Annotated in this window: 9 protein-coding genes; 4 read left to right on the top strand and 5 right to left on the bottom strand. The window is 70.0% G+C overall.

Going from position 1 to position 13611, the window contains the following annotated elements; all coding sequences use genetic code 11:
• Nucleotides 1–58 precede the first annotated feature (58 nt).
• On the bottom strand, nt 59–4330 hold the full coding sequence (locus OC490_RS38905) for a discoidin domain-containing protein (protein ID WP_262062763.1): 4272 nt from the start codon (nt 4328–4330) through the stop codon (nt 59–61).
• A 537-nt stretch (nt 4331–4867) separates the two neighbouring features.
• Between OC490_RS38905 and OC490_RS38910 the strand changes: the two genes are divergently transcribed.
• Complete coding sequence (locus OC490_RS38910; protein WP_262062852.1) at nt 4868–6685, top strand: peptidoglycan recognition family protein; 1818 nt, start codon at nt 4868–4870, stop codon at nt 6683–6685.
• 72 nt (nt 6686–6757) lie between these two features.
• Here the strand turns inward: OC490_RS38910 and OC490_RS38915 are convergent, their stop codons facing one another.
• Nucleotides 6758–7762: a helix-turn-helix transcriptional regulator gene (locus OC490_RS38915; protein ID WP_262062764.1), complete on the bottom strand. Its 1005-nt coding sequence runs from the start codon at nt 7760–7762 to the stop codon at nt 6758–6760.
• A 52-nt stretch (nt 7763–7814) separates the two neighbouring features.
• On the opposite strand from OC490_RS38915, the gene OC490_RS38920 reads away from it, so the two are divergent.
• The 3 genes from OC490_RS38920 (at nt 7815) to OC490_RS38930 (ending at nt 10419) form a co-directional block, all read left to right on the top strand.
• A complete protein-coding gene (locus OC490_RS38920) occupies nt 7815–8051 on the top strand; it encodes a hypothetical protein (RefSeq protein WP_262062765.1) in 237 nt (78 codons plus the stop codon).
• 69 nt (nt 8052–8120) lie between these two features.
• Nucleotides 8121–8555 carry an OsmC family protein gene (locus tag OC490_RS38925; protein ID WP_262062766.1) on the top strand — a complete coding sequence of 145 codons (435 nt, stop codon included), beginning with the start codon at nt 8121–8123 and terminating at the stop codon, nt 8553–8555.
• 130 nt (nt 8556–8685) lie between these two features.
• Nucleotides 8686–10419: a hypothetical protein gene (locus tag OC490_RS38930; protein WP_262062767.1), complete on the top strand. Its 1734-nt coding sequence runs from the start codon at nt 8686–8688 to the stop codon at nt 10417–10419.
• 53 nt (nt 10420–10472) lie between these two features.
• Here OC490_RS38930 and OC490_RS38935 read toward each other — a convergent pair whose 3' ends face one another.
• The 3 genes from OC490_RS38935 to OC490_RS38945 form a co-directional block, all read right to left on the bottom strand.
• Nucleotides 10473–11114: a cutinase family protein gene (locus OC490_RS38935; protein WP_262062768.1), complete on the bottom strand. Its 642-nt coding sequence runs from the start codon at nt 11112–11114 to the stop codon at nt 10473–10475.
• 95 nt (nt 11115–11209) lie between these two features.
• Nucleotides 11210–12472, bottom strand: coding sequence for a PucR family transcriptional regulator (locus OC490_RS38940; RefSeq protein ID WP_262062769.1), 1263 nt, complete (start codon nt 12470–12472; stop codon nt 11210–11212).
• Between the two features lie 122 nt (nt 12473–12594).
• Nucleotides 12595–13518: an alpha/beta hydrolase gene (locus tag OC490_RS38945; protein ID WP_262062853.1), complete on the bottom strand. Its 924-nt coding sequence runs from the start codon at nt 13516–13518 to the stop codon at nt 12595–12597.
• Nucleotides 13519–13611: the final 93 nt, after the last annotated feature.

Here is a 13611-nt window from a genome sequence, read left to right on the forward strand (position 1 = left end):
GAAGCGGGACCGCCCTTGTCAGGAAGGGCGGCCCCGCGTCATGGGGTGATGGCCGGAGCTACTGGACGTTGATCGTGAAGGTGGACGTGGTGTTGCGGATGTCCTGGGCGTTGCCGCTCATCCGCAGGTTGACGAAGGTGGCCGAACCGACGGCCGGTCCCTGACCGGGTTCGGGCAGCTCGTTGGCCCAGATGCCCCACCCGGACTTGGCGTCGAACGCGTCTCCGCTCTTCTTGGAGTTGGTGATGGAGATGTCGGTGAAGATCGTGTCCTTCACCGGGAACTGCGGTTGTCCGCCTACGTAGTTGGTCTGGAACATCACTCCTCCGTAGGTGGAGTTGTCGATGTCGACGTCGTTGACCCGGATGCCCTGGAAGACCTTCGAGGCCGAGAACGCCCAGATGGCGGGGAAGACCTGTGAGCCCCAGAAGTGGCCTCCCGTTCTGTCCAGGGAGACGTTCTCGATCGTCGTCGGATCGGTCCCGAAGCCGTTCATCGGGTAGCCGAAGTCCAGCGAGGAGATCGTGATGCCGGAGTAGACCAGGGTGTCGGCGACCCGGATGTTGCGGAAGGTGTTGTTGTAGCCGCCGTAGACGGCGATACCGGCCGCACGCCAGGTGAGGGTCGACGTCAGGTTCTCGTAGAGGTTGTTCTTCTCGTCGGCGCCACCCGCGTCGATCGCCGAGAAGAGGGCGAAGCTGTCGTCGCCCGTGGCGCGGGCGTCGTTGTTGACGACGTGGTTGTCCGTGGAGCCGTTCGTCATGTTGATGCCGTCGGCGAACGTGTCACGGATGCGGGAGTTCGAGATGGTCATGTTGTCGGTGTTGGCGCCCCAGTAGAGGCACACCATGTGCTCGGCCCAGATGTTGTCGATGGTGATGTTGGAGACGTTGGAGAAGTCGAACACCTTGCCCGGCCCGTCTATTCGGGAGGTGTAGTTGCCGAAGTAGGCGAAGCCGGAGAACGTCGAGCCGTTGGCCGTGGCCTCGGCGCGGAAGCCGATGTCGGTGTTCTCCTGCGAGGAGGGGGCGCGGAAGCGGGTGAACCACGGGCCCGCTCCGACGACCTTGACCGCCTTGCCGTAGACCTGGAACTTGCTGGAGGTCTCGTAGTCACCGGCCGGCAGATAGACGCCGACGAGCTTGCCCGTGGTGTCCATACGGACCTTGTCGAGCGCGTTCTGCACGTCCTGCTGCGCGAAGCCGGCCGGGACCGTGTAGGCGGCCGGGTCGGGGTTCGGGATCGCCGTCGCCTGTTCGAGGTTGATGAAGTCGACGGCGTAGGTGGAGGTGTTGGCCGCGTCCTTCTGGAGACGGATCTTGGAACCGGCCGGGACGGTTCTGCCGAGCAGCAGGTTCGCCTCGTCGTAGATGTGGCGCTGGGTTCCGGCGCTCGGCGAGTTGCCGGGCGCGGTCTCGTTGCCGTACAGCCAGGCGTACTTGGAGGTCAGGTCGATCGCCTTGAGGAACTGGCCGTCCACATAGACGTCGAGGTTGGAGTCGGTGCCGTCCGGGATCGAGAAGCGGGTGACCAGGGTGTTGGTCGCCGCGCGGGTGGTCCACTCGACGTACTGGCCGGTCGAGTTGAGGGTCACCGCCTTGCGGCCGCTCGCCTCGCCCGCGATGTCGCCGATGGTCCGGTTCGGGCCGACGACCGTCGCGCCGCCGCCGACCGTGCCGTCCTCGGCCTCGTACATGTCGTACGGCATGTCGGCGCCGCGGCCGACGAACAGGGGTTGTGTGGTGGTGTTGTTGGTCCGTTTGACCGGGAGTTCGTTGGCGTCGTCTGCGATGACCGTCTTGACGGTGTACTTGCCGTTGGCCGCCGTCCACGAGCCGAGGCTCACGGGTGCAGTCGTCTGGCCGGAGGCGATCGTGCCGCTGTAGGAGCCGGTGAGTGTCTTGACGTTGGCGCCGTTCGCGTCCTGGACCGTCAGCGTGACGCCGTGCGTGCCGGAGGCCGAGTCCGTCGTCCCCTGGTTCTTGATCGCCACGCTGAACGCGACGTTGTCGCCCGCGGAGGGGCTGGACGGGGTCCAGGCCACCGGTGCGGCGACCAGGTCGGAGCTGGAGACCGGCTTGACGACGAGGGCGTCGGAGCGCGTGAAGGTGTTGTTCCCTTCGTTCTGCTCGATGACCTTGTTCGACGGGTCCACCTGGGCGCCGAGCGGGTAACTCCCCGCGTCCTGGGCTCCGATGCTCGCGGTGACCGTCGTCGACGCGCCGGCCGCGAGGACCGGGACGTCGGCCGTCGCGGCCTTCGTGCCGCCGAGCGTGAAGTTCAGGTCGGTGACCTTGGACGCCTTGCTGCCGCTGTTGGTGACGGTCGCGGCGAGGCTGATGGCGTCCGACTCGACAGGCGCGGCGGGCGAGTTGGCGATGCCGGTGACCTTCAGGTCAGGGTTGGCTGCCGGGGTGCCGATCACCTGGAACTCGGCGACCTGCCCGCCAGGGGCGCCCGTGTTGGAGACGAACTTCAACTGGATGTCGGCCGCCGCGCCGGAGACCGGGATGGTCACCGTGTTGCCGGTGGCCGGGTTGAACGTGTAGTCCTTCGCCGCGACGAGACTCGTGAACGCGGTCGCGTCCTGGTCACGGCCGAGCACCTGGATGTTCTGCGTGCGCGTGGACCAGGCGGCGTCCGGGTTGAGCTTGACGACGACCTGACTCAGGTCGGCGTTGGCACCCAGCTTGGTGGTGAGCGTGGCTGGGTATGCGCCGCCTCCGCTCTCCCAATAGGTCGCGATCTGGCCGTCGTTGGCGTTCGCGGCGACATAGGTGAACGTGTACGAGGAGGCCTCGATGGGCTTGCCCTGCGCGAGGTCGGAACCGGCGCCGTTGCCTGCCCGGGTGACGCTGTTGCTCGCCACCGACACGTTCCCGGCGGCGTCCTTGGCCTTCACGTAGTAGGTGACCGTGGCCGTCGCCGACGGGGTGTCGGTGTACGAAGTCACGTCACCCGCAACGGACTTGAGCAACTGGTCGTTGGCGTACACGTCGTAGCCGGTCACCTGCACGTTGTCGCTCGACGCCTGCCAGGTCAGCTTCACGTCGCTGCCCGACTGCGTGTAGGCGAGGTTGCCCGGCGCGGTGGGCGCCTGGGTGTCACCGCCCGACCCCTTGCGGGTCACGCTGTTGCTGTTCGCGGAGACATTGCCCGCCGCGTCCTTGGCCCGCACGAAGTACGTGACGTCGGTGGCGGCGGACTGCGTGTCGGTGTAGGTCAGCACGTTCCCGGCGACGCTCGCCCTCAACTGCCCGTTGGCGTAGACGTCGTAGCCCGTCACGGCGGTGTCGTCGGTGGCCGCGCTCCACGTCAGCTTGATCTGCCCGGTGGCCGGCTCGGTGTAGGCCAGGTTCGTCGGGGCGGTGGGCGCCTGGGTGTCGCCGGTGACCGGCCCGTAGACCTCCAGCTCGGACGCCTGCCCTGCGGGCCAGCCCGTGTTGGCGGTGAACAGCGCACGCACGTACCGGGTGGTCGTCGTGTCGAAACTGATCGTCGTCGACTGGTCGTCGGAACTGTCGAAGGTGTACGCCTTCGAGGCCGTCAGGTCGGTGAAGTTCGAGTTGTCGGTCGAGCCCTGGATCTTGAAGGTCTGGCTCCGGCTCGGCCAGCCACTGGGCAGCCGCAGCGTCACCTGGTTGATCTTCACCGATGAGCCCAGGTCGACCTGGAGCCACTGCGGGAAGGCGTTGTTGGTGCTCTCCCAGTAGGTGTCGCGATTGCCGTCCCCGGCGTTGGCCGCGCCGTAGACATCGGCGTGCCCGCTCTCGCTGAAGGGCTTGCCCTGCGCGAGGTTGGGGGTCGAGGCGGCGGTCGTGAGGACCTGGAGCTCGGCCAACTGGGCGGTTCCGGCGACCGAGTTGGCGCTGAAGTCGGCGCGTACGTACCGGGCGAGGGTCGCGGGGATGGAGACCTTCACCGTGTTGTCGTTGGCCGGGCCGAAGACGTACTGCGCCGACGACTTGAGGGTGGCGAAGCTCTTGCCGTCGTCGCTGCCCTGGAGCGCGAACGTCTGCTTGCGGGTCTGCCAGCCCTCGGGCAGTCGCAGCACGACCTGGCGGACGCGCTTGCTCTTTCCGAGGTCGGTCTGCACCCACTGGGCCGACTTCTTTCCGGCCTGCCAGTAGGTGTCGAGGTCGCCGTCGGTGATGTTCGCGGCGGTGTGCTTTCCATGAGTGCTGCCCGCCGAAGTCCTGGCGTCCGCGGCGGCGTTGGGGCCACCGGCCGCGTGCGCGCCGACGGCGGGCAGGCCCAGAACCATGACGGTGGCGGCGAGCGCGGCGGTCGCTGCGCGCCGCCTGGGAGATCTCTGCTTGTGTCGAGTCATGCGGGGGGTCGCTTCCTGCGGAGGCTCGCGCGCCGGTGGGGGCGGCGAGGGCGGCTCATTCCTGACGGAGTGGTGCAGGGGTGGCATGTTCGGGAGGCAGGATTTTGCGTTGTTTCATCGAAATATTGCAGAGTGACATGGGCAGGTCTACAGACTGGGCGGCACAATTTTCACCAGAAGCACCCATGACTTGAGAGTGGCGGTGACGCGTGCGTCACTTCCGAGACTGCAAGTGAACGCAAGAAGCGCAAATTCTTGCGCGATTCTGCGCTGTGGGTGACGAGCGTGGGGGGCACATGGGTTCCAGTGGGTTTCTGGTCCTGTGCTGCTCCTGCTTTCCGGTCAACTACGCTCCATCACTGACCAGTTGTGGGAGCCGATGAAGGCAGGCGTCGCCCCGTACGTCTGCATCCGGGCACTACGTGCAAGGGAAGTTCGTTGCAGGAATCCTCGCGTTCAAGATCCCCTCGGAAGTCGCTGGCCGGGATTCTGGCCGGCGGCATCGTGGCCGCGGGCTGTTTCGCCGCTCTGCCGTCGATGGCGCAGGCCGCCCAGCCCTCCTCCACCGCCGACCGGCAGTCCTCCTTCGCCGACGCCGCGAAGGAGTTCGGCGTACCGCTGCCGGTGCTCCTGGCCGTGTCGTACCAGGAGTCCCAGTGGGACGACCACGACGGGCAGTACAACACCTCGGGCGGATTCGGCCCGATGAACCTGACGGACGTCACCGCCAAGATGGTGTCCGGGGGCGCGGCGGGCGCGGCCGGCCGCGGTGACCTCGCCGAGCTGACGGCGGACCCGGCCCTGCACACACTCGACGCGGCGGCCGAGCTCACCGGCATCCCGGCGGCGAAGCTGCGCACCGACGACGGCGAGAACATCCGAGCCGGCGCCGCGCTACTGGCCTCGTACCAGAAGCAGTTGGCGGGGAAGGGATCCGCCGACCCGGCCGACTGGTACGGGGCGGTGGCCAAGTACAGCCAGTCGTCGGACAAGAAGGCCGCGCAGCTCTTCGCCGACCGCGTCTTCAAGACCGTGACGACGGGCGCCTCGCGCACCACCGTCGACGGACAGCACGTCCGACTCCCGGCCCAGCGCGCGGTCCGCCCCGAGACACAGCAGCTGTCCGAGCTGAAGCTGAAAGCCGCCGTGACGGACACCGACACCGAGTGCCCGCCCACGGTGGACTGCACGTTCCTCGCCGCGGCCGCCTCCAACGGGCAGGTGGCGGGCCGTCCCGGCGACGGAGTGCAGATCAAGTACATCGTCCTGCACGACACCGAGTCGTCCTACGACGCCGCGATAAAGACCTTCCAGACAGCCGGTTCCGGCGACTCGGCGCACTACGTCATGCGGGCCTCGGACGGGGCCGTGACGCAGATGACGCCCACCAAGAACATCGCGTTCCACGCCGGCAACTACTGGTTCAACATGCACTCGATCGGCATCGAGCACGAGGGCTACGCCGCGCACGGTGCCACCTGGTACACGCAGACGCAGTATCAGGCGACGGCCGATCTGGTGAAGTACCTCGCCGCGAGATTCGACATCCCGCTCGACCGCGAGCACATCATCGGTCACGACAACGTGCCCGGCCCGCAGGACAGTTACATCAGGGGCATGCACTGGGACCCCGGCCCGTACTGGGACTGGACGGCCTTCATGGACATGGTCGCCCCGGCGGGCTCGGCCCGCGCACACAGCGCCGCCCGGCACGCCCCGACGGTCGGCTCGGCGGTCACCATCAGCCCGGAGTTCGCGAGCAACGAGCAGACCGTCCAGGTCTGCCCGGCCGACGACCCCACGGGCGCCACCACCGAGTGCACCGAGAGCACCGCGCCCTCCAACTTCCTTCCCGTGCGCACCGCCGCCGGCGCGGACGCGCCCCTGTTCGCCGACCCGGCCATCCACCCCGGTGCGACCGCGGGCACCGACTCGATCCACGACTGGGGCAGCACCGTCTCGGCCGGCCAGCAGTTCGTGGTCGCCGACGTCGACGGGGACTGGACCGCCATCTGGTTCAGCGGTGCGAAGGTGTGGTTCTACAACCCCGGCGGCATCAACACCTGCGCCGCGCCGCACGCCACGATCCTCCACTCCGGCGATCAGCCCGCGACCCTCTACGGCTCCGGCTACCCGCAGGCGTCCGAGTACCCGTCCGGCCTGTCCCCGTCCACGCAGAAGCCCCTGACCCTCTACACCTTCCCGGCGGGCCAGGCCTACGTGGCCACCCAACCCCCGGTCAGCGCCGACGACTTCTTCGTCTCGGGCGACACCTACGTCACCGGCGCGGCCCAGTACTACACCATCCAGTACAACCACCGCGTCGTCCTGGTCGACGCCTCGCAGGTCTCCTGAACCGGCCGGTGCGGGCAGCACGCACGTCCTGCCCGCACCGGACTCCGCCGCACCCCGAACGCCCGCGGCCCGCTACCCGGTGACCCCGGCACGGGCCAGGCAACGCGCCAGGTCCGAGCGGGAACGCACGCCCAACTTGCGGTAGACGCGGGTGAGATGGGCCTCGATCGTCTTGCGGGAGAGGAAGAGCGACGCGGCGGCCTCCACGTTGCTGAGGCCCTCGCCGATGGCACGCGCCACCTGGAGCTCCTGCGGCGTGAGCAGGGCGACCGGAGGCGGTTCGTCCCCGTGGACGGCGGAGCGGTGTCCGGTCGCCGCGACCTCCGCCTCGGCCCGGACCGCCCACGGAACAGCGTCCAGCGCGGTGAACGTCCGCTGCGCGAGGAGCAGCGGCTCCCGTGCCGCGGACGGCCGCCGGAACCGGCGCAGCACCTCTCCCGCGACGAGCCGTGTCCGCGCCGCCTCGAAGGCCATCTCCTTGTCGGCATGGACGCGTTCAGCGACGGCCAGCCAGTCCGCGGCCTCCTCGGCGGACCGCGCGAGCATCACCCGGCAGCGGGCGTGAGCGACCGCCGGCCACGCCAGCCCGGTCGCCGTGTCCCGCTCCCGCAGCCAGTCCGCGACGGCCACGGTCTCTTCCCTCGCCCCCGTGCGCAGCCGGGCCTCGGCGAGGTCGGCCACCCACGGCATGAGGGTCGGATTGACCAGTCCCGTCTCGTCGGCCAGCGCGAACGCGGCCTCCAGATGCGTACGCGCCGCCTCGGCGTCACCGGCGGCGAAAGCGCACGTACCGAGCGCACCGCGAGCGAACAGGGCCAGGCCGCGCAGCCGACTTCCGCACCAGCGCTCGTACTGCGCCACCCGCTTCCGGCAGTCCGCGAAGTCGCCGTGCAGGGCGTCCAGCCGGGCGAGCTGGATCAGCGCGTACCCCGTCATCGCCAGATGGCCGAACTCCTCCGCCCAGCGCAGCGCCTCGGTGGCGTCCGTGCGAGCCATCGGCCAGCGGGACCACATCTCCACCCGGCACCGCGCCAGCAGCGCGTACGGCAGGAGGGCCGGGGCGTTGTCGCGTCGCACCCCCTCGATACCCCTGTTGGTGACAGCCGGTAGTCCGCTAGGACTGGACGCCGTGTACAAGCGACTGCTCGCCCGCGGCGCGGTCCGGCCCGGTCAGGTGGACGTGTGGCTCAACGCGTGGGCGGCGGCAGACGCCGTCGCCATCGGCTGTCCGCTCGGCGACACCTGGGACCGGGTTCGCGACGTGCTCTGCGCCAACCCCAAGGACCGGGCGCACGACATCGCGCAATACCTGTCCCACGCCACCGTCGCGGCCGAGATCGGCCGCGCCCGGTCGGCCGGCGGCTGAGGGGGGCTGCGAGGGACGATCTCCGTGGCCTCGGACGATCCGGTCGAGGTCTCTGGAAGGATCTCCGGCATGAGCGAAAACTCCCTGCGCCTCGTCACCGTCGACCGCACCGCCCCCGGTCGCTTCACCGCGACCAACACCCGCGGCGGCACGATCGACTTCGATACCGCCGTCGGCGGCGGTACCGAGTTCACCCCCGTCGAGCTGCTGCTCGCCGCGATCGGGGGCTGCACCGCGGCCGACGTCGACGTGGCCACCACCCGGCACGCGGAGCCGGACGGGTTCACCGTCACTGTGACCGGCAACAAGGTCAGCGACGACCTCGGCAACCGGATGACCGACCTCGCGGTCACCTTCGCCGTAACCTTCCCGGAGGGCGAGGCCGGGGACCGGGCCCGCGCCATCCTGCCCCGGGCGGTCACCGTCTCCCACGACCGGCTGTGCACGGTCAGCCGCACGGTGGAGACCGGCACGCCCGTCACCGCGACGATCAAGGACGCCTGACCGCCGAGGAACGCCCGACCTGACCGGTACCGGCTCGTTCTCTGCGGGCCGGTGACAAGGGGTTCGCCGGGCGCTGCGTTCTTGTGAGCACTGGCTGATCCCGGGGGCGGGTGCGCCCTACGGTCCGGCCATGAAGACGAGTCGCAGCACAGGACGGACAAGGGCAAGGACATGGCGCGGTGCCGCGCTCGCGGCGCTGTTGACCGCCGGCGCGCTCACCGTGGCCGCCCCACAGGCCCAGGGCGAGAGCGCGCGCACCGAGACCCCGGTCGCCTCGACGCACCCCGCCGACGGTGTGGTCGAGTCGGTGGTGCGGGTGAAAGTGCCGTTGCCGCAGTCGTTCGGCGCCCGGCCGGCGGCGTGCGACTGGCTGTCGTATCTGCGCTACCGCTCCGCCGACGGGCCGCGCGCCTCGGCCGACGCCGACCGGATCCTCGTGGCCCAGCCCGGCATCCTGGAAGGGGCCGGAGCCTTCGACAGCGTCGCCCGCGACACGGTCGCCCAAGCCGCCGCCCAGGGACGGCACTTCGAGTTCTGGGCCCTGGACCGGCGCTCCAACTGCCTTGAGGATCCCACCGGTATCGCCTCCGGCGACCAGCACACAGCCGTCGACTACTACTACCGAGGCAAGGCCGTCGACGGCCGGACCTTCGCCGGGTTCGTCGGCAACGACCAGCTCGGCTGGATGGCGAAGCTCGGCATCGAACAGACCGTGCGGGACGAATACGATCTGCTCGTCGCCGAGTTGCCCGATCAGGGAGTGCGTGCGAGCAAGGTGCTGTGCGGCGGGCACTCGCTGGGCGGGGTGATCACCGGGTACTTCGCGGCGGCCGACTTCGACGGGAACCCCGCCACCATGGCCGACGCCGGACAGAACCAGTGCGCCGGGTACTTCGCCCTCGACACCACGATCTCCACCTCCCTCGCGGACCTGAGCGGCAGCATCCCGGACGACACCAACCTGCCCGACATCGGGCTCGGTTACGCCGTCGTACAGGCGGGGCTCGACAGCGGGGTGCTGTCGCGTTTCCTGTCCGCGCCGGTGCTGCTCAACCCCGAGACCATGACCCTGCTCGCCATCGCCGGCCTGGGCGCCGCACGCGACCCGGACGGCGAGTCGGACCTGCCCGCCAACCTCCCCTCCAACGTCAACATCGAGGCCACGAACCGGTTCCTGTTCTCCAAGGACACCGCGACCTTCCTCACCGGCTCACCCGCCGTGAAGGACTTCCGGCTCACCAACGACGCCGTGCTCGGGGCGCTCATGGACGACAACTCCGAACCGCTGGCGTTCCTGCAGAGCAGCGTGGGCCTCTTCGACGGCGGACCGCTCACCGACAAGAACTTCCCGGCCGCCAACGGCAGTTCGGGGCAGTCGCAGCTGTTCGGCGTCGAGTACAAGGCGATTCCGGCACAGCCGCACGGCCCGCTCTACACCTGGCGGAACTACGACCGGGTCGGCGCCGCGGACGACCCCGGGTACCGGTCGGCCGACGGCACCCCGTTCACCAACGCCTCCAAGGAGGTCACCGACATCCACGAGCTGGCCCGCAGCATGGGGCAGCAGCCGTTGGACTTCACCGAGCAGTACTTCCCGACCAAGCTGGTCACCGACATCGAGCTGGCCACCTCTCCGCAGGTCAAGCAACTCGTCGTCCACCCGGGCGGGTTGACGGCCCGCCCGACGCTCACCGTGCTCGCGGGCGACGGGCTCCTCGCGGGCCGCGTCCCGGCCGGCCTGCACCCGGTGATCGCCCCCGGATACCAGCACTTGGACGTCCTGACGGCGGCGCCCGTGCAGAACAGTGGCCGGCCCGAGGTCGTTTCCAGCAGCCTCGCCGGATTCGCCGCGTCACCCAAGTAGACCGACAGGGGCCCGGGAGGATCAACTCCCGGGCCCCGCAGTGCTGTTACGGCTCAGACCTTGCCCGCCGCGAACGTCGCCGCCGCACCGGCGTCGGAGGTGTAACCGAGGTGGGCCAGTACGTCCGTCCCGCCGTTCTGGCAGATGGGGTCACCGGTGGCGCAGAAGTCGATGGTGCGGCTCTGGTAGGTGCCGGTGACGCTCTTGCCGAGGGCGCGGATGGGGTTGCCGAACAGCAGCACCGCGGCGATTCTCGGCTCGACGGCGGCGGGGATGGTCGCCACGATCGGGCCGCCGACCACCGCGCCGTCGCTGCTGATTCCCATGGAGTTGTCGACGACATTCGCGCCCTGCGAATAGCCGACGAGAATGAAACGCTGATTCGGGCAGGCCGCGGCCTGCGCATTGACGTGGTTCACCGTATCGAGATTTCCCGTGGCGGCGGAGGTCAGGGAAAGGTCGGCGGGATAGTTCACCGCGTAGCTGGAGAGGGTCTTTCCGGTGATTTTCTGCTGGAGCGCGGAGAACACCGGATCGCCGACGATCAGACCGAGAGTCCCCGGCTCGAAGGTGCCGCGAGCCGCCACGACGTCGAGGTCCGCACAGGTGGCGGCGGACGCCGTGGGCGCGGTGAGGGTGGCGAGCCCGGCTCCGCCGACCAGTGAGAGCGCGGCCAGGCACAAGCGAATACGCATGAGAATCCTTTGAGGGTGGGGCGCGTGCGACGCGCCTGTGGAAAGGACACCTCGAAGGTATTCGCGTTGTTTCACCGGGTGTTATGGACGGGAATTCAGAAACCGTCCCTGTTTTTGTCGGGCCGTGAGTCGCGCTCGCTCTCCCGCGACGCCGCCGAACGCAGCGCCAGAATCAGATCCAGGCGGGTGCCCGGGTCGTGCAGGGACTCGCCGAAGAGCTTCTCCAGCTGGCGCAGGCGGTAGCGGACCGTCTGCGGGTGGATGTGGAGCCGCGCGGCGACATCGGGGACGTTGCTGCCGCTGAGCAGCCAGGCGAACAACGTCTCGGCCAGCCGGGCGCGTTGGCCCTCGGACGCCGCGTCGAGCGGTGCCAGGACCCGGGCCTCCAACTGCGCGAGCAGCGGCTCGTCGCTGTGCAGCAGCAGGGTCGACAGATGGTCGGCGCACAGCACCACGCCCTGCCGGGGCAGCACCCCGCGCCCCATCAGCCCCAGCGCCCGCGTGGCCCAGCGCAACGACCGCGCGGCCTCCGGCACCGGGACCGTGGGCCCGATCGCTGCCGGACGGCCGCCCAGGCCGAGGACGAACGACCGCCCGCCGAACCGGCCGTAGCCCTCCGGGTCCGGTACCAGCACACGCGGCGGCCGTGACTCCATGTCGGCCAGCGCACCGGGCATCGCCGGCGGACGGTCCTCCGCACGCGGGTCCGCGGGCCCCGCCAGCGCGATGACGGCGACCCGCGAAGGCACCCGCCACCGCGCCCCGTGCGCCAGGTCCTGCACCTCCTCCGGGGACACCGGCCCGTCGCCCAGCAGCACATCGAGCAGCCGTCCGCGCCGCCGCTCCAGCTCGTCCGCGCTGCGTGACCGCGCGTCCGCGTAACCGGCGGCTGCCGCCTCGGCGACCTCGTGCACGGTCCGGAACGCCAACTCGCCCAGCGCGGACACGACTTGGGAGTCCAGGCCGAGTTCCTCCGCCGTCCGCCCCATCAGCCGCCAGGCGTGCAGCCCGCCCACCCGTAACGCGGACTGCACCGCGTCCAGGCTGCGGCCGTCCAGGGCCACACCGCGGCCGATCTCGTAGTACGTCGTGGTCATCGTGGTCATCGTGGACCGCTGGTCGCGCGGGTCCGCGATGTGGTCGATGAACAGGCTGAGCGCCTGCACCACACCGGCCCGCAGGTTCTCGCGGTAGACGGCACCGGACGGCAGCCCGTACTCGGGCACCTGTCTGCGGACCTCCTCCTCCACCTCGTCGGCCACACGCGGCAGTTGGGCGCGCAGCAGTTCGGCCAGCTCGGGCGGGACCGGGGCGGTGGTGGGATCGACGGGTACTCCGCGCGGGGTGGGGACGGCCACGACGGACACTCCTTTCCCCCGGAGGCGGCTCGCCCACGGACCGTTTCCCGTGGGACGAGGGGGACGTCCTGTGTTGGACGGCCGTCCCCTGCGCTCCGTTCCGTGCCCCGGCTGCACCGACATCACTCCGGCAGCCCCAGAGCGGCGGCGAGCATCGGCCACGAGGCGGTGAACTCCCCTTTCCAGTAGGCCCAGCTGTGCCCTCCGCCCGGATAGAAGTGCGTGGTGACCGGAATGCCGAGCAGCGCGAGGACACCGGTGAAACTGTGCGCGGACGGCCACAGGAGACTCTCCAACGCCTCGGGCAGCCAGTCGCCCGAACCCCCGGCCAAACCACTGCCGTTGGACACGTACAGCGGCGTGCCGCGCAGCCCGCCGGCCTGGGCGCGCGGATTGAAGGTCCGCCAAGTCGGCCCGTTCAACAGGGGGTTGCCCCAGAGCGTGAGGGGCGCCAGGTTCTCGCGGGCCACAATGGCGTCCACCAGGGAGGGCACTCCGGGGGCCGTGGTGTCGAGGATGCCGCTGTAGGACGCGGCGGCGGCGAACGCGCCCGGGTGACGGGCCGCGTGCGCCATCGCGCCGTAGCCGCCGGTGGACACCCCGGCGACCGCCCGCACGCCGGACGCCCGGTAGTCCCGGGCCAACAGCGCCGGAACCTCCAGGAGTTGGAAGGTCTCGTAGTCGGGCCCTTCGCGCCAGACGCTGGGGATTCCGGTGGGCCCCGCGTCCGGCATCGCGACAATCAGCTCGCGGCCCTCGGTGAAGGCCTCGATGTCCGTCTCCCGGGTCCAGGACGTGTAGTCGTCGTGCGCCCCGTGCAGCAGATACAGCACGGGATACGTCCGAGCAGGCTGCGCGGCGAAGTCCGACGGCAGGATCAGCCGCACCGGCGCACTGCGGCCCAGCGCGGGCGAGGACACGGACACGTCGAAGGTCCGCGCCGAGACCTGCGTCGCGGCCCGGGCACGGCTCACACCGGCCGTGGCACCGAACAGCACGGCGAGCCCGGTGGCCGCGGCGACCCGGGCAGCGGCACGCCGGGACATCGAGCCGGGAGGGCGCTGCGACAGGGCGGCGCGCGGGGAGATTCCGGAGGGGTGGTGTGGTGCGGCGGGGCGGTGGTGCGGCATGGCGGCTCC

Source organism: Streptomyces sp. STR69, from assembly GCF_024519455.1.
Classification (GTDB): Bacteria; Actinomycetota; Actinomycetes; order Streptomycetales; family Streptomycetaceae; genus Streptomyces.

Coding starts and splice junctions, on each gene's coding strand:
- OC490_RS38910 (WP_262062852.1), top strand. CDS start 4,868: ATGGCGCAGGCCGCCCAGCCCTCCTCCACCGCCGACCGGCAGTCCTCC.
- OC490_RS38930 (WP_262062767.1), top strand. CDS start 8,686: ATGAAGACGAGTCGCAGCACAGGACGGACAAGGGCAAGGACATGGCGC.
- OC490_RS38945 (WP_262062853.1), bottom strand. CDS start 13,518: ATGTCCCGGCGTGCCGCTGCCCGGGTCGCCGCGGCCACCGGGCTCGCC.
- OC490_RS38925 (WP_262062766.1), top strand. CDS start 8,121: ATGAGCGAAAACTCCCTGCGCCTCGTCACCGTCGACCGCACCGCCCCC.
- OC490_RS38935 (WP_262062768.1), bottom strand. CDS start 11,114: ATGCGTATTCGCTTGTGCCTGGCCGCGCTCTCACTGGTCGGCGGAGCC.
- OC490_RS38905 (WP_262062763.1), bottom strand. CDS start 4,330: ATGACTCGACACAAGCAGAGATCTCCCAGGCGGCGCGCAGCGACCGCC.